21 protein-coding genes are annotated in these 19,314 nt (G+C 56.0%); 12 read left to right on the plus strand and 9 right to left on the minus strand.

The window, feature by feature from the left end; genetic code table 11:
- Positions 1-333: 333 nt before the first annotated feature.
- Positions 334-1,614 carry a serine--tRNA ligase gene (gene serS / locus EKM86_RS09640; RefSeq protein ID WP_125757420.1) on the minus strand — a complete coding sequence of 427 codons (1,281 nt, stop codon included), beginning with the start codon at positions 1,612-1,614 and terminating at the stop codon, positions 334-336.
- Between the two features lie 278 nt (positions 1,615-1,892).
- The gene (locus EKM86_RS09645) at positions 1,893-3,476 is read right to left on the minus strand and encodes a helix-turn-helix domain-containing protein (protein WP_125757422.1); all 1,584 of its coding nucleotides are present in this window, start codon (positions 3,474-3,476) and stop codon (positions 1,893-1,895) included.
- A gap of 329 nt (positions 3,477-3,805) precedes the next feature.
- On the opposite strand from EKM86_RS09645, the gene EKM86_RS09650 reads away from it, so the two are divergent.
- Positions 3,806-5,305 (plus strand): helix-turn-helix domain-containing protein, encoded by a 1,500-nt coding sequence (locus tag EKM86_RS09650; RefSeq protein ID WP_125757424.1) that lies wholly within the window; start codon positions 3,806-3,808, stop codon positions 5,303-5,305.
- Positions 5,306-5,346: 41 nt separating this feature from the next.
- Here EKM86_RS09650 and EKM86_RS09655 read toward each other — a convergent pair whose 3' ends face one another.
- From EKM86_RS09655 to EKM86_RS09665, 3 genes are all read right to left on the minus strand, one after another.
- Positions 5,347-6,123: a hypothetical protein gene (locus tag EKM86_RS09655; protein ID WP_125757425.1), complete on the minus strand. Its 777-nt coding sequence runs from the start codon at positions 6,121-6,123 to the stop codon at positions 5,347-5,349.
- Between the two features lie 109 nt (positions 6,124-6,232).
- A complete protein-coding gene (locus EKM86_RS09660) occupies positions 6,233-6,778 on the minus strand; it encodes a hypothetical protein (protein WP_125757428.1) in 546 nt (181 codons plus the stop codon).
- A 108-nt stretch (positions 6,779-6,886) separates the two neighbouring features.
- Complete coding sequence (locus EKM86_RS09665) at positions 6,887-7,408, minus strand: GNAT family N-acetyltransferase (RefSeq protein ID WP_125757429.1); 522 nt, start codon at positions 7,406-7,408, stop codon at positions 6,887-6,889.
- 76 nt (positions 7,409-7,484) lie between these two features.
- On the opposite strand from EKM86_RS09665, the gene rpmG reads away from it, so the two are divergent.
- Positions 7,485-7,637 carry a 50S ribosomal protein L33 gene (rpmG, locus tag EKM86_RS09670; protein ID WP_054664841.1) on the plus strand — a complete coding sequence of 51 codons (153 nt, stop codon included), beginning with the start codon at positions 7,485-7,487 and terminating at the stop codon, positions 7,635-7,637.
- Between the two features lie 55 nt (positions 7,638-7,692).
- Here the strand turns inward: rpmG and EKM86_RS09675 are convergent, their stop codons facing one another.
- Positions 7,693-8,553 (minus strand): RluA family pseudouridine synthase, encoded by an 861-nt coding sequence (locus tag EKM86_RS09675; RefSeq protein ID WP_125757431.1) that lies wholly within the window; start codon positions 8,551-8,553, stop codon positions 7,693-7,695.
- A 130-nt stretch (positions 8,554-8,683) separates the two neighbouring features.
- On the opposite strand from EKM86_RS09675, the gene EKM86_RS09680 reads away from it, so the two are divergent.
- Entirely contained in the window at positions 8,684-9,466 is a 783-nt protein-coding gene (locus EKM86_RS09680) for an alpha/beta hydrolase (RefSeq protein WP_125757433.1), read from the plus strand.
- 66 nt (positions 9,467-9,532) lie between these two features.
- On the opposite strand, the gene EKM86_RS09685 is transcribed toward EKM86_RS09680, so the two are convergent.
- Complete coding sequence (locus EKM86_RS09685; RefSeq protein WP_125757435.1) at positions 9,533-10,093, minus strand: superantigen-like protein SSL4; 561 nt, start codon at positions 10,091-10,093, stop codon at positions 9,533-9,535.
- 209 nt (positions 10,094-10,302) lie between these two features.
- On the opposite strand from EKM86_RS09685, the gene EKM86_RS09690 reads away from it, so the two are divergent.
- The 3 genes from EKM86_RS09690 to EKM86_RS09700 are packed head-to-tail and all read left to right on the plus strand — an operon-like array spanning position 10,303 to position 12,055.
- Entirely contained in the window at positions 10,303-10,710 is a 408-nt protein-coding gene (locus EKM86_RS09690) for a phage infection protein (protein ID WP_125757437.1), read from the plus strand.
- Between the two features lie 52 nt (positions 10,711-10,762).
- On the plus strand, positions 10,763-11,059 hold the full coding sequence (locus tag EKM86_RS09695) for a hypothetical protein (protein WP_125757439.1): 297 nt from the start codon (positions 10,763-10,765) through the stop codon (positions 11,057-11,059).
- Between the two features lie 48 nt (positions 11,060-11,107).
- Entirely contained in the window at positions 11,108-12,055 is a 948-nt protein-coding gene (locus EKM86_RS09700; RefSeq protein WP_125757441.1) for an aldo/keto reductase, read from the plus strand.
- Positions 12,056-12,123: 68 nt separating this feature from the next.
- Here EKM86_RS09700 and EKM86_RS09705 read toward each other — a convergent pair whose 3' ends face one another.
- Positions 12,124-12,342: a hypothetical protein gene (locus tag EKM86_RS09705; RefSeq protein ID WP_125757443.1), complete on the minus strand. Its 219-nt coding sequence runs from the start codon at positions 12,340-12,342 to the stop codon at positions 12,124-12,126.
- Between the two features lie 120 nt (positions 12,343-12,462).
- On the opposite strand from EKM86_RS09705, the gene EKM86_RS09710 reads away from it, so the two are divergent.
- Positions 12,463-12,852 carry an MORN repeat-containing protein gene (locus EKM86_RS09710; protein ID WP_125757445.1) on the plus strand — a complete coding sequence of 130 codons (390 nt, stop codon included), beginning with the start codon at positions 12,463-12,465 and terminating at the stop codon, positions 12,850-12,852.
- Positions 12,821-14,758: an acyltransferase family protein gene (locus EKM86_RS09715; protein WP_225419399.1), complete on the plus strand. Its 1,938-nt coding sequence runs from the start codon at positions 12,821-12,823 to the stop codon at positions 14,756-14,758. Before EKM86_RS09710 ends, EKM86_RS09715 begins: the two co-directional genes overlap by 32 nt.
- 137 nt (positions 14,759-14,895) lie before the next feature.
- On the opposite strand, the gene EKM86_RS09720 is transcribed toward EKM86_RS09715, so the two are convergent.
- The gene (locus tag EKM86_RS09720) at positions 14,896-15,705 is read right to left on the minus strand and encodes a Cof-type HAD-IIB family hydrolase (RefSeq protein WP_125757447.1); all 810 of its coding nucleotides are present in this window, start codon (positions 15,703-15,705) and stop codon (positions 14,896-14,898) included.
- A 222-nt stretch (positions 15,706-15,927) separates the two neighbouring features.
- Between EKM86_RS09720 and EKM86_RS09725 the strand changes: the two genes are divergently transcribed.
- The 4 genes from EKM86_RS09725 to EKM86_RS09740 are packed head-to-tail and all read left to right on the plus strand — an operon-like array spanning position 15,928 to position 19,313.
- Positions 15,928-16,677, plus strand: a complete 750-nt coding sequence (locus tag EKM86_RS09725; protein WP_125757449.1) for a lysophospholipid acyltransferase family protein — start codon at positions 15,928-15,930, stop codon at positions 16,675-16,677.
- Positions 16,674-17,507 (plus strand): glycosyltransferase, encoded by an 834-nt coding sequence (locus tag EKM86_RS09730; RefSeq protein ID WP_125757451.1) that lies wholly within the window; start codon positions 16,674-16,676, stop codon positions 17,505-17,507. The genes EKM86_RS09725 and EKM86_RS09730 overlap by 4 nt, the downstream gene beginning before the upstream one ends.
- A gap of 4 nt (positions 17,508-17,511) precedes the next feature.
- On the plus strand, positions 17,512-18,456 hold the full coding sequence (locus EKM86_RS09735; protein WP_125757453.1) for a glycosyltransferase family 8 protein: 945 nt from the start codon (positions 17,512-17,514) through the stop codon (positions 18,454-18,456).
- Complete coding sequence (locus EKM86_RS09740) at positions 18,453-19,313, plus strand: 1-acyl-sn-glycerol-3-phosphate acyltransferase (RefSeq protein ID WP_125757455.1); 861 nt, start codon at positions 18,453-18,455, stop codon at positions 19,311-19,313. The genes EKM86_RS09735 and EKM86_RS09740 overlap by 4 nt, the downstream gene beginning before the upstream one ends.
- Position 19,314 lies beyond the last annotated feature (1 nt).

The following is a 19,314-nucleotide window of genomic DNA, read 5'->3' on the forward strand; positions in this document are numbered from 1 at the left end:
ATTAATTCTTTTCAACTTTCATTGAAAAGCCCTATCACATTTACGAAACTTTGTTCAGTTTTCAAAGGACTACCTTGTCCAAAAGACAACTTTATCAGTCTATCAATTAGGCACAACGTTGTCAATGATTTTTCTCAATCACCCTAGCGGCTCAACACCGCTTCGTTTTGACAACGATGACTATATTACCAACCACACCAAGGAGCGTCAACCATTTTTTAAAAAAGAACCAACAGATTTTTTAAAAAAGAACCAACAGATTCTGACTCCGCCCACCGCCTCGCGGCCCAGCACCGACAAAAAACAGCCGCATCGCTGCGACTGTCCGAACCATCATTCACCCTTAATCACTGTTTGGCCAGCCATGTAAGGAACCAGCACATCGGGAATCGTCACCGAGCCATCCGCGTTTTGGTAGTTTTCGAGAATTGCGGCGACTGTCCGTCCAACCGCCAGGCCCGAGCCGTTCAGCGTGTGAACAAACTGCGGCTTGCCGTTTTCATCACGGTAACGAATCTGCGCGCGCCGTGCCTGGAAATCGGTGCAATTGCTGCAACTGGAGATTTCCCGGTAAGTATCTTGCGCCGGCAACCAGACTTCAAGGTCATTGGTCTTAGCCGAAGTGAAACTGGCATCGTTAGAAGCCAAGGTGATCACATGATACGGCAAGCCGAGCTTTTGCAGCAGGTCTTCCGCGTCGTGAACCAGGTTCTTCAGCTCGTTCCAAGAGTCTTCCGGCTTGCAGAACTTGACCATTTCGACCTTGTTGAACTGGTGCATGCGAATCAGACCACGCGTATCGCGGCCTGCCGATCCCGCCTCCGACCGGAATGCCGGCGTCAGCGCCGTGACACTGATTGGAAGCTTGTCTGCATCAATGATGTCACCGCGGTAATAATTGACCAGCGGCACCTCCGCCGTCGGAATCAGCGTCAGCGGCTCGTCTTCGTTCATGATTGTGTAAACATCCTTGGTGAACTTAGGAAATTGACCCGTCCCAAACATGGAGTCGTTGTTGACTAGGTATGGCGGAATGATTTCCTCGTAGCCTTCCTTGTAGTGCTCGTCCAAGAAGAAGTTATAGACTGCGCGCTCAAGGCGGGCGCCTGCCCCTTTGTAGTAAACAAACCGCGCGCCCGAGACTTTAGCCGCACGCTCAAAATCCAAGATGCCAAGCGCTTCGCCCAGCTCGTAATGCGCTTTTGGCGTGAAGTCGAAGTGCGGGATATTCCCCCACTTATACTCTTCGCGCGAGTCCTCTTCATTCAACGACATTGGCACATCGTCAGCCGGAAAGTTGGGCAGGCGGACGAGGACGTCGTTTAATTTCTGCTCAACTTCGGCCAGTGCCTTGTCGAGCTTGCTAATCTGCTGGCCAACCTCGCGCATTTCCTTGATATCGTCGGCCGTATCTTCCTTGTTGCGCTTTTTTTGCGCGATTTGACCGGACACCTCGTTGCGCTTGGCCTTCAACTGCTCAGTTTGGGCAATCAGCGCCCGGCGCTTGTCGTCGTCGCTCAGCAAGTCATCAATCTGCTCCGGCTTGACCGCGCGCGCGGCCAGCTTAGTCTTGGCCCAGTCAGGGTCTTTACGAATCACCTTAATGTCTAACATAGTTCTCCTCCTTGACGTAATTGCACACAAAAAGCCCTTCATCTCAATTGGGACGAAAGGCTTTTCCGCGGTGCCACCCAAGTTTGGTCCAAAGACCACCCTTAATTTGCTGCTAACGGTCAGCGCCGTGCGACTCATCGCCGCCCACTGTCGTGCTGGAAGTGAGACATCCCGGCTCACACCGCCCGCCGGGTCTCTGAAAGTCTCAAAATAGGCACCTAATCACGTGTTATTTTGTCATTGCTAGAATACTGCAAACCATTGAGCGGTGCAACTGCTCAATAGTCAAAATCTTCGTCGCGAGCACCTTCGTTTTTGTTTTCCCAGATTTGCCGCAGCTCGGCGTAAAGCTCGCCAAACCAATCGTTTGACGCACTGGCCGCCCACTTGTAGGTCAAAATCCCCGAGCGGCGTTTGGCCGCATCTGGCACCGTCGCGCTTTCAATGACCAGATCAACGTCAGCCAAGCCCTCGTCAGGCGACACCAGCTCCACAAACGGCTGAGCCATCAAAAAGCTCAGCAGATCCACGTAGCCCAGCCCCGCCTGCTCGGTCACTGCGGCCACTCGCACCTTAGACTTCGGCGCGAACTGCTGCGCGATCTGAAGCACATCAGAATAAAAGGCGTCGGTGAGTGCATCCAGATGCAGTTTCAGATCATCAAGTCCACCGACGTACACCACGTGTTCCAATGTCTGACGCACCTTTTTCTTCAACATCGGGTTTTCGGGCATTGCCACCAGGTGTTCATTGATTTCATACGCGATGACCTGAGAAAGGTCTTCCCCAAACTCGAGCGTGGACACTGCGTTAGCCAACAAATTGGCTTTCAGCATGTTCAAAGCGCCTTCCGGAATCTGATCAGTGGTCAAAAAGGCCACCGGCAGTTTGGCGAGAAATTCCGTGACCAGCGTGTAAATGGGCTGGTTATAGTGCTGGAACCGCGCAAGCGTTTGCGCCATGGACGCGGAATTGGTCGTGCCAAACAACGGCAGGAAGTTGAAGACAAAGTACATGGCGGCACTTTCGCCCATCTGACCCTCGGTGCTGAACTGGGGAAAGAGAAAATCCTCGGCTAACCCCGGCTGCAGTTCTTCAAACAGGTTGGCGGTCGGATAGCGGAGCGTCAGCTTATTCGGGTTGTAAATGATCACGTGGCCTTCGCTGGAGCGCTTGTGCGCGATCGCGGTGTAATACATCGCGACTTCCCGAGTGACGTAATTCGGTTTGTTCATGTCGTACAGCGCAACAGTTTCGTCTACCACTTCGCCGACCGCGTCCCGCTTAAGATCATCAAACGGCCAGCCAGCTCCATCCGTTGCCAGCCAGAAAATCATGGTCAAAAACAGCCGTATCCGTTTTTCATCACCCTGCAGACTGAGCGTCTCATACGAAAAACGGACGCCAAACTTGCGGGCAAAATCGCGCAACGGCTTGAGGTGCCGCAACATGGTCGCCTTGCTCGCGTGACTGGCCGTTAAAAATTCGGCAAAGTCTTTATAGTCGTGGTACACCAGCGTGTGCAGGAACCGATACGGATGATCTTTTTGGACCAAAAAGAGCCGCACCTGACTGGAAGGCACATTGAACAACTTGCTCACGGTCGTGGTCTTGGTCCCAATCATTTCCTGAAGGGTAGAGACCAAACTGTTATAGGTGTTGTATACCGAACCGTAGTTGCGCCGGGTGAGCGCCGCGATCTGCTTCAGATTAACATCCGTCACTAAGGGCTCGGCGGCCTGTTCGCGCACTAACCGCTCTGCCACCGGCGTCTGCGCTGAGCGTGCATTGACGATGCGCCGAAATAGGCTCGTTTCCTCCGCCTGGGACTGCGCCAGAAAGATATCCTCGCGACCTCTCATAAACAAGTGCCTCTTTTCGTGAATTTGACTACTTTTCGAGTCTAATTATAGCCACTGTCATCAAATTAGGCCAATAATATTTTATGATAAATGAGAACTTTCTTAGGCCGTGTTCAGCAATTTTTTTCCCGGCAGAGTCTGCCGCATTTTGCGCCTTCCTACTCGGCCCTCGAGGGAGGGAAATGAATCGGTCTGAAGCGCGGTAACTGGCCAAAACATTTAACTTTGGCAAATAGTTTTGGCGATGCCACTTTTTTCCCAGCTCAAACATGTGGTATTCTGTGAGTAATCATTAGTGACTATTAAGCGTGTCTAAGGGGGGCCTACGGATGAATTTCGAGACGATTTTCCTCGAAAAAGCCGATTTACAGAAATTCACCATGTTTCAAACCCTCGTCACCAACCAGACGCAAAGTTTGTCGATCACCGACTTGGCGGAAAGACTCGCGCTGTCGTATCAGCAAAGCTACAACGTGTTTCAGGAGCTGACGCGCGACTTGGTTGAGCTGTCCAGGCAGCCAGCCGGCAAAATTAAACAGGCCCTCACCGACGGGGCAGCGCTGAATTTGTCAATCGACGACTACCGCCTGTTTCTGCTTAATAGCTCTATCGCCTTTCAATTCGTCGACTATTTGGTCCAAGGCAATCAGCAAAGCGTCAGCCATTTTTGCGGTGACCATTACATCAGCCGTTCCACGCTCATGCGCAAAACCGCGCTGGTGCGCAGTTTCTTATCTGGCTTCAAAGTTAAGATCTCGCTGACGCAAGCGACTTTTGTCGGCGACGAAAAACAGGTGCGCCTGTTTCTTCAGCTCTTCTACTGGCTTAGTTATCACGGCAGCCGCTGGCCGTTTCGGGCACTCGACTTTGATCGCCTCAGCGCGCAGTATCGCAGCCTGCCTTCAGCCGATCAGGACCCCATCACGGCCAGCCAAGAGCGCCTGTTTTGGGGCGTTTGCCGCACTCGCATGAGCCGCGGCCATTTTGTTTCGCTAAACGCGGGGTTCTCAAAGTCCATCCCCCAAGGGGAATTCTCAATGACGGCGGTGTACCCGAGCAAACCAAATCCAAACGTCCCGCAGGCAGCGCTAGACGCCGAAACAATCTTTTTCTACTTTTTCCAGCAAAAAACCATCCGCTTCACGCCGCCGGCCGCCAGTACGATGATGATGTGCAACTACCTGGAACAAACCAGCAGTCCTGCCGCGCAGGTGGTTGCCGGCCTGCCCGCCGCGGTGCGGCAAGACTCAGTCGGGCAGACTGACCCCTTTGAAGACCCGGTCTTGCACGCCAATTTAATGCGGGTCACTGCGGCCTTCTACCTGATGGAGGGCAATTTCGTTAAGCAGTCTGACTTCTTCAAGCCGTCTTTGCCTAACTACATGCAAAAGCAGGCACGCCACACCCTGAGTCGCTACATCGACAGTCTGCCGGACAGGGCTGATTATCAAACTTTCAAACGGGCCAAGCGGCCGCTGGTCGAAATGCTATTCTACCTGCTAGTACCATATCTCCGCGACTTCCAGTGGCAAGAGCTCGTCAAGGTCAAGCTGGTCATGGAAACTACGGACACGGTTAATCGCAACATTATCGATTTTGTCCGCAATCTGAGCGTGGTCGAGCTGCTGGGCGACGATGCCCCCCTGGAGCAGGCAGACCTTTTGATCACTGCGCTGGACGACTTTGTCGACCCTGGTGCGCTGTCCGCCTTGCCCAAGCGCATCGCCAAGTTTAACTGGTACCTTGACGCCACTGATGGCGACTACCAGACATTGTTTGAGACCGTATTTAAGCTGTTTCAGCAGAAGTTAATCGCCTCTGGCAACTAAAAAATGGTCTGCGGCATTGATGGCGCAGACCATTGTTTTAGTTAGGCATCGCACATTTCAGAAGCCAAAGCCGCGCCACCGTTAGCCCGGGCCGCGGCCTTTTTGTACAGCGCGCAAAGCTGCGGCTTGGCGTCTCCGATCTCGTACATCACGATCGTCATGAGCTCAAAGCGCGTGAACACGCGCGCCCTTCGCGGCTGCTGATCTAACCAGGCCGAGAACTGCATTTCAAAGGTCGCCAGATTCCAGTTCAACCGACCAAGTAGCGTCTTGAGGGTGTTCTTTTCAAATTCGCTCATCTTAGCCCACGTGGTTTCGTATGTCAGCTCGCTCCCATCGGGTTGCGGATCCAGATCCGCATCGATCAACGCCATCAGCGTCAGCATGGCGTCATGGTTGTGGTGCGTGTCATACTCCAAGCGCAACTGATGCCGAAGCAGCAACGTTAGGTAGGTGGGATCATCAGCATACTTGGCCTTGGCGTTGGCCAGCATCTTTTCAATATAGTGATAATCGATCTTTGGGTGCAACCAGGGCAGCGTAAACACATGGTCAAAGTCGATCACGTCCGGCAGATAGTACTCATGAATCCACAGCCAGCTGTCAATATCAGCGAGCGCCGCTTGCCCCTTGGCGGTCAGTTCGAAGCGCACCGCGTTTCCTGGCACTGGCTGGATCAGCCCTCGGCGCAGCAGGCGCGCAATCACGCGCGTGGGACTAAGCCGGTAGCGATCACGCCATACCGGCTCGGTGTCCACGGACGGTGAATCCGACATGGTGAGCATGTACATAAAGACTTTCACACTTGGTGTCAGCATACTGTCCCCCCGTTTCCCCATAAACAGCACTATTGTATTCGCATCTGAAAACGCTGTCAAACCCAAGGAAAAAAAGACGTCAGCCGCAGCTGGCGAAAGTTTTAAAGGCTTATTTCAGGCTCTTTTCAATCTTGGCAATGCCCTGAGTGGCATCTGCCACGTTAACGGTGAAGCCAAACTTGCGGAAAATGTGATCCAGCTTCTCGAAGTTCTCCTTATCAAAGCTCGAAATGTTGCCGTCGATGGTGTCGACGTCAGCCTTGTTTGCGAGATTGAGAAACGCCTTCAGCGCGAGCTGCGCCAGCCCCATGTTTTGGAAGTCATAGAACGCCAACCGGCTTTCTGAGCCCAAGGTCTCAAGGACGGTGATGTGCATGGTCTTCTGCCAAGCGTTCAGATCAAAGAGCAGCTGGGCCTGATAATCAGCCTTGGAGTGACCATACTTATCGACATTTTCGAAGGGCGTGTAGACACTGATTGTGAAGCTGCTCTTGCGTGAGTTGGCTTGGTAATCCGTATAGACAATATACTGCGAGGCCTTTTCTCCGGCGACCTGCGGCTGGTTCATGCTTGACAGGATGGTCAGGGCCTCATCCTTTTCAATCGCGGCAAGGCGCTTGGCGTATATATCATCGTAATCAGCTTGGGTGCTCATTATGAAACCTCCAGTTTATTTTTTCAGTTTCATTATACCATTACCTTGCGCTGACCATGACATTTCTTTTGTTGAGTGAAATGAAAAGCCGTCTTTACATCATGTAAACTAATCGGTGAAATAATTTTCATTGACGCGCTCAAAGTACGCTTCCGCGCTGCCGCCCTGGGCCAACCCGGCCGGCAGGGCCGCCGTGAAGCGGTACTCAAACCCCAAATGAGCCAGCAGGGCAATGGAGCGCCGGTTGTCCGGATAAACCCCGGCCCACACCGCGGTGATGTCTCGCGCAAACAACTCGTCCAGCACCAACGTCAAGGCTTCTTTCATCAGTCCGTGCCCCCAGTCGCGCTGGTTCAGCGCGTAACCTAACTCGCGCGTGGTCCAGGCCGGATCATCCGGATCTTGGGTGCGGGGGTAAACGCCCACCTCACCGATCAACTGGCCATCTCGGGTCACGGCAAATTCGGTGTCGCGGGTACTGGCCAGATGCTGCTCGGCGGCATGCAAGTCCGCCAGCTCGCTCATCCCCGCCGGCACCGCCACGGCCGGGTCCTGCGTCAGTGCCAAGTAGGCCGCGGCATCGCTGGGTTGCATCGACCGGATTGAAACGCGTTTCCCCTTCAACTCCATCTGCTCGCCTCCCTTGACTTTTTTTGCTCATTCCGGTATGCTATTAAGGTTCATATATAGAAAGAGGTGCTTGAGCATGCGTGATCACATTCTTCTTGCTTGCGCCGAAACTGGCGAACGGATCTATTTGACTTCCAAGAACAAGCGCAACACACCGGATCGTTTGACTTTGAAGAAGTATTCTCCAAAGCTGCGCCGCCGTGTTGAGTTTACTGAAGTTAAAAAGTAATTCGGCTCGTCGCTTAGGCCTAGCGACTACCACCGTCTCCTCGGAGGCGGTTTTTTTATGCCTGTAAAAACGCTGGCCAATCCGCCGGCGCTGCCAGATGGTAGCTGTGAGTCAACCCAGTGAACGGGTCAGTAAAGGTCAGACCACTGGCCTGAAGCAGCTGGTGCCCATAAGCTGAGGTGGCCTCCCCATACAAGGGATCACCAACCAAGGGGTGCCCAATCGCGGCGAAATGCACCCGGATCTGGTGCGTCCGCCCGGTTTGCAGCACAATGTTCACCAGACTCAGGCCATCATGGGTGGCCGCGACTGCGTAGTCCGTGATCGCCACTTGGCCGCCTTCAGCCACTTCACGGTGAATGCCGTCGGCCGCTTTGGCCAGCGGCAGCGTGATTGTCCCCACCGCCGGGTCAATCGTGCCACTCACGACTGCCTGGTACTGTTTCGTCAAGCCGCTATCACCGGCCTGATCCAGCTTGCCCTGGGCAAAAATATGCTTGGCGATGAGCACCAAACCGCTGGTGTCGCGGTCCAATCGCGTCATAATCGCGGGCTGCGGGCCATCGATGCCAGCGGCAGCCAGGTACCCGGCCGCCCGATTGAGCAGGCTGTCATCGGGGCTGCTGGGTCCCGGCACGCTTGCCAGGCCCACCGGCTTGTTGACAATTAGCCAGTCATCCAGCTCCTGAACGATGGTGAGCGCGCCGTCGCTGATGGTGACGGCCGCTGACGGCGGCAGCTCGAAACGCACCTTATCCCCGTGAATCACTGGCTGATTCTCGGTGGGCTCGCCGTTTAAAAACACGGCGTTTGCGGCAAAAAGCTTGGTGAGCAGCCGATGGCTCACACCCTGACGCATGAGCACTCGCTTAACCGTGGTCGCGCGCTCGGCTGAGTACTGAAACGAAAAATTCATATGATTGTCCTCCGCCTCGAATTATAGCGAACTTTGCTGGGCTTGAACACGGGTCCCTTCCTGGGAGCGCTTGCTATCTTTGCTTTGAGAGGACTAAGCTGGAGGTAGACACTTTTTAGGAGGAGACACTATGATTGAAACTGATCTTGCTTATGGCACTGACCCTGCACAAAAGGCTGATATCTACGTTCCCGACCAGCCCAACGGCGCCGCCATAGTGTTCATCCACGGCGGCGGCTGGTTCCGCGGTGATAAAACGCGCGACCAGGAAATTGGCCAACTCTTTGCCAACGCCGGCTACACGGCGGCACTGATCAATTATCGCTTGGCTCCGGCCCACCTGTTCCCGGCTGCGCAAGACGACCTGCACGCCTTTCTCGCCTGGTTTGCCGCCAGCGACTTTGAGTTCGACCGGGCCAAGGTCGGGCTGTTGGGCGCCAGCGTGGGCGGCACGATGGCCATCAGCGAAAGCATTCTGGGCGGCCAGCCTGTCGTCACCTGGTCGGCGGTGGTCGACTTTGCCAACTGGGTCCAGCAGCATCAAACGGTGAAGGCCTCAGCCGACGCCAAACAAGAGCTTGGCCTCACCGAACCGCACGCGGTGCACGAAAGCTTCTATAAATTCTTCGTGCAAAACTACCTGGGTGATCTGACTCCGGCGCGGCTCACCGCAGTCAACCCGCTGAACCACTTAAGTGAAAAGCTCGGCCCGACCCTGATGTACAACTCCACTGATGAACTGGTCCCCTTGCCTGGCGTCTTTCGCTTTCTTGAACAGGCGGCCGCTTTCAAGCGCGACATCGCGGTCCACGTGGTGCCCGGCTCCGGCCATGCGCGCGACTACACCCAGTTTGCGCTTCCTGGTACGATGGCCTTCTTCAGCTATCACCTGGGCCTAGACAACTCACTCTGAAGACGCAAAAAACGCTCAAGACCGCGGCAATGTAACTGCCGCTGGCCTTGAGCGCTTTTTTATCGTTTAGCGCACCAGGATCAGTGGTGCGCTGGCGCCTGTGACCCACTGCAGCTGGCCATGGCTCAGCACCAGCAGCAGGGAATCAGCTTCAACGTCGGTCGGGGTGAATAGATAGCCCGCGCCGCTTGGGACGGCGCGGTAAGTGGTCGTGATGCTCGACTGGCCGCTTTGGGCAACGGTCATGGTGCTGCCTGACAGCGTCAAAGTGACCGCGGCATTGTGCCAAGTCCCGTAATATGCCGCAAGCCCGGTTGCTTGCTGGCTAGTCGATTGGGCGGCCGGTTTAGCCGCGGCGCTAGAAGCGTTAGCTGCCGCCGCGGTCGGCTTAGTCTCTGACGCGGTTTGGGGTGCCGGCTTGACCGAAGCGGCCTGCTGGCGCGTCGGTGCAGCCGGTGCTTTAGCCTGTTTGCTGGCGTTAACGCTGATCTTTGCCCGGGACTTCGTGACGGCCGGCGTCTGAACACTTGGCGTCGTGCTTGCTTCATCGGTTTGGCTGTACGCCATTCCTGCCCCGCCGCCGATCAAACCCAACGTCAGTGCACTGATCAAAAGCCATTTCTTCATCACGATCACTCCCCACTCATTTCTATATTTATAGTATAACCACTTTTGCAATGTGTTTGTAACATATTCGTCATAAAAATAGTTAAGCTTTGATTAAGCGGCGTTTTCTGCCCGTTACTATGTTACAAAGAAATGAGGGACTGCTGGTTGCGCATGCAAACGTTTGTTCGTATAATGAGCATAAATCCACTTGAAGGGAGCATCCTCGTATGACCTACGCCGACCAAATCGGCCAAGCCGCCTTCACGCGGCTGGTCGCCGACTTTTTTGCTCATCATTACCACGACCGCGGCATGAAAAAATGGCAGGGCTATTACTTGTCCGACCACACGGCGGCCCTCAAAAAGCAGGCGCAAGCCGAAGCCGCCTTGCAAGATCAGGTGGCACTGCCGCTGCAAAGCGAAACGCAAGTCCGCAGCGTACTGGCGGCCGCTTTTGCCAGCGGTCAAAGTGTCGTGGTTCAACTGAAACACCTCACCCCGGAAGGCCGCCTGGCGGCTCCGCTTGGGGGCAAGGTCGCCGGCTATACCGACTGGGACGAAGTCGGCATTGGCAGCATGCAGGTCAGCATTGCCGATATCCGGCACGCTGATCTGATCCCCTTTCCGCAGCGTTGAGCCTGTGCTAACATCAGTGTAAATTCGCTTCGGCGCACAAAGGAGAAAAGCGATGTCTGTAACTGCACTCTTGCTGGACGCGGCGGCGTTTGGCACTTACTGGCTGCAAACTCAAGCCGCTGGTTTATACGTTTTTGGGGTAATTGCCCAAGGGGTGATCACCTTGGCTTTGCTGATCATGACTTTCACGTACAAAGGCAAAAGATTCGGCTGGTTCAACTTCCAAACCTGGGCCCATAACTTCACCATTCGCTACGCGGTCATCGTGCTGTCGCTGATTGTCAACGCGGTCGTGCTGTTCTTGTACGTGCTGAACGTGACCGGCACCAACTCGCTGATTTTTCGCTGATAGGCAAGCCCCGGCGCAGTCGTGGTACATTTAACAAGAGGTGAGAATATGACAGCATCAATCAAAATCGGCCACAGCGATGTGGTCTCCGGGCCCCTCGGCCTGGGCACAAATAAAATTGGCGGCCACAACCTGTTTCCAGGGCTGGACGATCAAACCGGCGTTCAAACTGTCAAGGCCGCCCTCGATCACGGCATCAGTATGCTGGACACGGCTTTCATGTACGGGCTGGGCAACTCTGAATACCTGATCGGCCAGGCCATTGCCGACTATGACCGCCATCAGATCGTGATTGCGACCAAGGCCGCGCAAAATCCGGACCAGGAGCTGCGGCCAAACAACCGCCCCGCCTTTTTGACGCAGCAGGTCGATAATGCCCTGCAGCGCCTCGGGACGGATTACATTGACATCTTTTATATCCACTTTCCTGACCAGGACACACCCAAGTACGAAGCGGTCGGTGCCCTTGAAAAACTCAAGGAGGCCGGCAAAATTCGGGCCATTGGCGTCTCAAACTTCAGCCTGGACCAGCTCAAAGAGGCTAACCAGGACGGCTACGTGGACATCGTGGAAGACGCCTACAACCTGATCGACCGGCAGGCGGCGCAGACCCTGATGCCATACCTGCAGCAGCAAAAAATCAGCTTCGTGCCCTACTTCCCGCTGGCCTCTGGCCTGTTGACCGGCAAATATCAGGCGAATCAGACCTTTGAGCCTGGCAGCTGGCAGGCCAAACGGGCAAATTTCCAAGGCGAACGCTTTGCCGCGATCACAACCGCTTTGGCCGAAACGGTCAAGCCAATTGCCGCAGCGCATCAGGCCACGACGGCGCAAGTCGTGCTCGCCTGGTACATTCAAGATCCCGCCATCGCAGTGGTCATCCCCGGCGCGCGCACCCCGGAGCAGGCGGCCCAAAACGCTGCGGCCTTAAACGTCACGCTCAGTGTCGACGAGGTCAAACAGATCTCTGCGGCCTTCAAGCACCTGCCTGCGTAACTCCACCCTCAATTTAGCAAAGCCGGTACGACGCCGCAGAGCTTTGGCGCCATACCGGCTTTGCTTGTTTACCCCACAATAAAAATCGCCAAGGTCAGCCGCAAGATCACACTCACCGCTGAAACCGCGATGCCCCACCAGGCTAATCGCGGCTGCGCACGAAACACCCCCCAACAGCTGAACCCAAGCCCCAAGGCGTAACACGTCCAGCCAATGATTGGCACACCCAACAGCAACACCCCAAAAACGGCCAATATCAGGCCGAGACTGCCGATTCGGACGGTCATTTGAATTGCCCCCTTCTAGGAGTAGATTCTGTCAATCAATGAGAAATCCCTTCGAGAGCCTTGTTTCATTCGGATTTTACAGTATGATTATTAAGTATGTTTTCAGAAAGAAGGGGCATTGTGGTTACTCATCGGCTTAGATTTGGCATGGAAATCCTGGTCGCCGCGCTGATCGTCTTGGCGGCGGTGTTGGCCCTGCGGCCGGCGCAGCCAACGGCGACGCATTACACGCTTGACGGTGGCCAAATCGTCTATGATGGGCAGATGCTCAAAGGCAAATTCAGTGGCCGCGGCACGCTGAAGCAGCGAAACGGCGACCGGTATGTCGGCGAATTTCAGGCCGGTCGGTTCAATGGCGCCGGCACCTTTTCGTCACATGCGGGCTGGCAGTATCAGGGCCACTTTAAAAACGGCGCCGTAACCGGCCAAGGCACACTGACCACCAAGCAAGGCAAAAAAATGCGGGGGTACTTCAAAAATGGCCAATACCATGCAGCATCAACACATTAAGTGGTTTGGGCTGATCCGGATACTGGGCCTGTTGATGATCCTCGGTTATCACTTTTTCAAAGTGGCCTATCCTGGCGGCTTCATCGGGGTCGACCTATTTTTTGTCTTTTCGGGCTTTCTGATCACGAGTTTGATGATCGATGAGTTTTCGAAGACGCAGCGCTTTGACCTACTGGGCTTTTTGCGGCGGCGGTTCTATCGCATCGTTCCCGCCGTCATCATGATGATCCTGATTGTCGTGCCGTTTACGCTACTGGTTTCACCTGACGTCATCACCGGACTGAGCAAGCAGATCGAAGCCACGCTTGGGTTTGTCACGAATTGGTACGAACTGGCGACCGGCGGCTCATACGAGACCAATTTCATCCCGCACCTGTTTGTGCACACCTGGTTTCTCGGGGTCGAGATGCAGTTCTACCTGGTGTGGGGCCTCGTGGTCTGGGGGGTCAGCCAACTGCTGAAAAATCCTGAGGTGCCCATGCACGAGCGGCGGGCGCGGTTTCGGGGCATCCTGTTCGCCCTGGCGCTGCTGCTTTCAGCCGGCTCTTTGGCGCTGATGTGGCGTCAGAGCCAAGGCCTGAAGGACTTCACGCCGGTTTACTTTTCAAGTCTCACGCATGCCTTTCCGCTGTTCTTCGGCGCCTTGCTGGCCACTTTGACCGGCGTGGCGGTCGTGCCAAAGTGGTTCCGCCGCGCGGCCAGCCGCACCCAGGCCTGGCTGCCGATCCTGGTCCTGATTCTAGCGGCGGGGACAACGGTTTGGCTGGGCACCTGGGTCCGCTTCGATGCGGCGTTCACCTATCCCGCAGGGCTGGTGGCTGCAACTGGGCTGGCAATGGTCATGATCATTGCGGCTCGCCTGCTTCACGAAGCCACACCGAATACTGAGGAGCCCAAATTCGCCGTCGCCTTAGCTGGGCTCTCTTACGGCATCTACCTGTATCACTGGCCATTTTTTGTCATCTTCAGCCGGCTGTTTGATCCGGCCCTGGCCATCGCCGCCACGCTGGTATTAAGCGTCGCCTTCGCCGCCTTGTCCGTTTACCTCGTGGAACCCCTGATCGCCGGCAAGCTAAAAACCAGCCATCCCAAACTACTGGGGACTGCTGCGGCGTTGATTGCAGCCGTCCTGGCCGCCGTCTCGGTGCGCCAGGTCCAGGCGGCGCCCGCGCTATCACAACTTGAAACCACGCTTTGGACAGAAGGCGTTCAGCAGGACCTCGCACAATATGACCGCATTGCGCCGGAAATCGTGGCGGCCCATTCGCCAAAACAAACTGCGGCAGCTGATCGCGTCGCCCAGGCGAAACAGGCGGCCGCCCAGTCCGCCAAAACTGACCCGCATGGCTACCAAGCGCAAAACCGCCAAAGCACGGCGGCCGAGCACAACATTCCCGCCGGCGTGTCGGTCATTGGCGATTCAGTCACGCTCGGCACCGCCAGTTACCTTACCGCCCATGTGGCCAACGCGGTCGTAGACGCGGAAGGCGACCGGACCATGAACCAGGCAGTGACGCTCGTTAAGCAGCAGCAAGCCGCTGGCACGCTGCGCGAATTCGTGGTGGTGGCGTGCGGCACGAACTCCCTTGACGATTACGCCGCCGTCTTGCAGCAGCTGCTGGACACCATCGCCCCTGGGCACAAGCTGGTGCTTGTCACGCCGTTTAACGGCAAGGCGCAGCCAGACTGGAACTCAAGCAAGCTGACAGGCTTAGAGCACGCGCTGCCGGCTGCGCATCACTGGGTCACCCTGGCAGACTGGGCAGCCGCCGCAGCAGCGCACCCCGAAGTCTTCAAGGGGACTGACGGCGTGCATTTCGGCGGCCATCAAGACGGCAATGTGCTGTTTGCACAAACCATCAACGATGCGTTGGTCGCCGCGGCCAAAAAACCAGCCAAAAAATGATCGCATCAAAAGAGAGCAAAACACAATTGGCTAGTCCTGTTCCATAACACAACGCCCCTGCACCGCGATTTGTTTTTCAAAATCGCGGTGCAGGGGCGCTTGTGCGCTTGGGCTAAAACCGCTTGATGGCTCAGCCGCTATTTTGATGGCTTCAGGTAATGAAGCATTCCGTATCCCACCCCGTCTTCGAGGTTGCTTTTGGTGATGTACTTAGCGACTTGCTTGATCGCCGGCGCGGCGTTTGCCATGACGATTGGCGTGCCCACCATGGTGAGCATGGGCAGGTCGTTTTGCCCGTCGCCAAAGGCCGCAGTGTCTCGCGCGTCTATATGCTCCTGGTCCAAGACATGCTGGATTCCGCGTGACTTTTCCGCCTCGGCGGAGGTGATCTCAAGCCACGCCGCATTCGAGGAGCGCGCGTTCACCCCAGGAAACTCATGAGCGGCAAAAAAGTCGTGGATCTGCGCCATCACCCCAGCGTCAAAGTCGATCAGCATGATTTTCATGATTTGGCGCGGGCGTTCAAACACTTCTTGGTAAGGCTGAAAAGTCGGCATCAGCCGCGAAACCGCAATTTCGCCGCGCAGGTTATCATCCATTCGTTCAGCGTACCAGTCTGCGCCGTCGTAGTAGCTGACCGAGGTGCTGGGAAAGCGCGCAATGATCTCACCAATAATTTGTTTGGCAGACTCAGTCGGCATCGGCAGCGCTGACAACACCGTGCGCCCAGTTTTGTGCGGCTCGAAAATCATGCCGCCATTGTAGGCAATTTGCGGCCCCTGCAGGTCCAGCGCGGTGATTGCCTCCTGCATTTCTTTTGGCGAGCGTGCCGAAACTAGGGTCAGCGGCAGCCCACTTGCTTTGATTTTCTCGGCGTTGCTTGCGCGCACGCGGCCTGTCTCATCAAGCAGCGTCCCGTCCATATCCGTGAATACCCATGCGGTCATTTACCCGTGCTCCTTCCTGCTTCTGCCTTCAATTTTAGGCTAATGCTCACCGCCGTGCCAAAAATTCCTCACATTCACGCGACGGGAATTCTTGTGAAAACCGAAAAATGCCGACTAGACGGGCTCGCGTGGCCATTTAGCAGGCGTTTTCACTTGACTACCGGGCGTTTTTCATTATACTGAGCGTATTAAAGTGAGTACTCACTCAAAGGAGGCGGCAGGATGACGCAGCGCATCCAGGAATACACCGATTTTGCGGCAGACCTAGTAGAAAGCGCGGACCAAACTGCGCAACTGCCGCAAGACTATCAGTGGCAACATGAAGGTCGCCGGTATCGACTGAAAAGCGCGGCCGTGTACCACACCATGAAGCCCCTTGGCAGCTTGTACTGGCACCTGTTTCTGCACGCCAAGGTGGTCGGCCGAAACAAGCTTGCGCCGTTCCGAGACCAAGGCTACTTCCTTTACGGGAACCACACGCAGCCGTTCGGCGATCCCTTCATGCCAATGCTGCTGGCAGGACATACGCGCGCTTACACACTCGCTTCGGCGGCCAACCTCGGGGTGCCAGTCTTTGGCCCCATCCTGCAGCTGGGGGGTGGCGTCGTCCTACCCGAAACTACCGGGCAGACCCGGCGCTTTCTCAGCTACCTGCGCACCTTGATCAATCAAGGCTGCCCGGTGGCGATTTACCCGGAGGCCCATGTCTGGCCGTATTATACCGGGATTCGGCCCTTTGTGCGTGGCGCCTTCCACTACCCGGTGGCGTACCAGGTGCCGGTGTTTGCCTTCACTACGACTTATCAAAAGCGCGGCGTGACCGTCTACGTCGACGGCCCGTTTATGCCCGACCGCTCGCAGCCGCCAAAGGCGCAACGCGAAGCGCTGGCGCAGCGCGTCCACGCCGCAATGACCGAGCGCGCCAAAGCCAGCACCTTCCAGCATGTCATCTACCGGAGGCGAACGCCATGAATATTCTCTATTGCGGCGACGCGCATGTGCAAGACGGTGTGCTGCTGTCAGTGCTGAGCCTCACCAAACAAGTCGCGGTGCCGCTGCACATATACGTCTTTACGGCGCGCTTGAGCGTGTCTGGCACCGCGTATCAGCCCTTCCCCGAGGCGGCGATCAACGAGCTGCGAGCCGTGGTCACGGCCCACGACCCGGCCGGGACCGTCACCTTGTTTGATCTGACGGACCTGCTCAACCAGCTGCCGCCAAAGGCCAACTGGCAGACTCGGTTTACGCCCTACTGCATGTTACGCCTTTACGCCGACCTGATCCCGGCAATGCCAGACCGGCTGCTCTATTTGGACGCAGACGTTTTGGCCGTTCAAGACCCAACAGCCTTTTACAACCAGCCGCTGGCTAAGACCGAATTGGTCGGCGTGCTAGACCACTATGGCCAGTGGTATTTTCACCACGGCCGGCACCTGCGCGACTACATTAACTCCGGCGTCTTGCTACTGAACCTCGCGAGAATCAAGCAAACTGGGTTGTTTGCGCGCTGCCGCGACCGAATCAGCGCGAAAAAAATGTTCATGCCAGACCAAAGCGCGCTGAATAAGCTGACGCGAGAGAAAAAAATCGTGCCACGCCGCTTCAATGATCAGCATGGCCCCCACGCCGATACAGTATTTTTGCATTTCTCGACGCGGCTGAAGTTCTGGCCTTGGTTCCACCCGGTAACGGTGAAGCCGTGGCAGATCGACTCCGTGCAAAGGATGCTGGGGCTGTCCGACGCGCAAACTCAGGCGGTGTACGCAGATTACCAAAGCGTACGCGCCGCAAGAAAAGGATGATTACATGACCTACGCAATTTTTTACTCCGTTGATGATAACTACGTCGACCCGCTGACTGTCTCCTTGCACTCGCTGGTGAAAAACACGGATCCGGCCAAGCAGTATCACGTCACTGTGCTGACTGAGCACCTGACGCCGGCCCACAAGGCGCAAATTATGGCCGAGCAAACCGCAAACGTCGCGGTCTCCTTCGAATCGATCGCCGACCGGCTGAAGGCGCAGATCACGGATAAAGACAATAAGCTGCGGGCAGACTACTTCACGTTCACGATTTACTTCCGGTTGTTTATTGCCGAACTCTTCCCTACCATCGACCGCGCGGTCTATCTGGACGCCGACACGGTGGTGCTGACCGATATCGCCGACTTGTTTGCCGAAGACCTGCATGGCGACCTCCTAGGCGCCGTGCATGACCCGTTCATGGCAGTCAACCCGGAAACCACCGCATACACCCGCGACGCCATTGGGGTGGCTGTAGACCAGTACTGCAACTCCGGGGTGCTGCTGATGGACCTGGCTGGCATGCGGCGCGTCAAGTTTGCCGCGCATTTTCTCAAGCTGCTGAATCAGTATCACTTTCACAGTCTGGCCCCCGATCAGGACTACATCAACGCCATCACGCGCGACCGTTTGACTCACCTGGACGAAAGCTGGAACGTGCAGGGCGACCAGCCGCAGGTCAAAACGCCGAAGGTCATTCACTACAATCTGTTCGACAAGCCGTGGCACTATGAGCAAGTGCCAAACGGCGACTATTTCTGGCACTACGCCGATGAGCTGCCGCAAGTCGCAGCGAACCTGCGCGCCACCCGCAAGGCCTTCGATTCTGTCCACGTCCAGGGCGACGTCAAGCATAAGGCGGACTTGATGCACCTGGCTGCCACCACCGGCGCTGAACCCATCACCTTTGCCAGCGTTGAAGCCCAGGGAGGAGCGGTGCAAATATGATTGAAAAACAACCGGCCGATCCGCACCTGCCTGTCATCAAAAATATCGAGCGCGCGGTCCAGGACGGCCGCTTTAATGACAAGGTCGAGGTCAACGACCCCACCCTGGCGCCGGACGCCGAAAAGGCCGTGATCAACCACTACCTGGCGAGTCAAAACACGTGGCGCCACCGCGTGAACAATGTGATCGTGCGCACCGGCATGAACTTGTCTGCTCGCTGGCTCGGCCATGGCATTGCGGTCACCGGCCGCGAACACCTGGCAGCAGTCCCTGGCGCCGCCATCGTGACTTCTAACCACTTTAGCCCAGTGGAGAATCTGATTGTCCGCAAGGCGCTGGGGATGCCGCGCCTGTTCATCGTCAGTCAAACCACCAACCTGGAAATGCCGGGCACACTGGGCTACGTATTCAATAATGCCGACATTTTGCCAATCAGTGGCGATTTAAACTACCTGGCCCATGAATTTCCCACTTTGCTCGACACGGTGCTCGACCGGCAGCATAAGGTCTTGATCTACCCCGAGCAAGAGATGTGGTACAACTACCGCAAACCGCGGCCACCCAAGCGTGGCGCTTACTACTACGCCGCCCGCTTCAACGTGCCGGTGATCTCCTGCTTCGTGGCCATCCACACGCTAGCCAAGCAGGTGAGCCCAGCTTTTAACAAGGTGAGCTACAGCATGCAGATCATGCCTTCCATTTTTCCCGACCCGACCAAGTCGGTGCGCGAAAATTCGCTTGCGATGATGAAGCAGGACTACCGGCAAAAGTGTCAGGCGTACGAGCGCGCTTACCACCGCAAGCTCACCTACCAGTTTAGCCAAGACGACATTGCCGGCTGGCGGGGAAAGGAGTAAT

This window comes from Lacticaseibacillus hegangensis, from assembly GCF_003946465.1.
GTDB classification, from domain to species: domain Bacteria; phylum Bacillota; class Bacilli; order Lactobacillales; family Lactobacillaceae; genus Lacticaseibacillus; species Lacticaseibacillus hegangensis.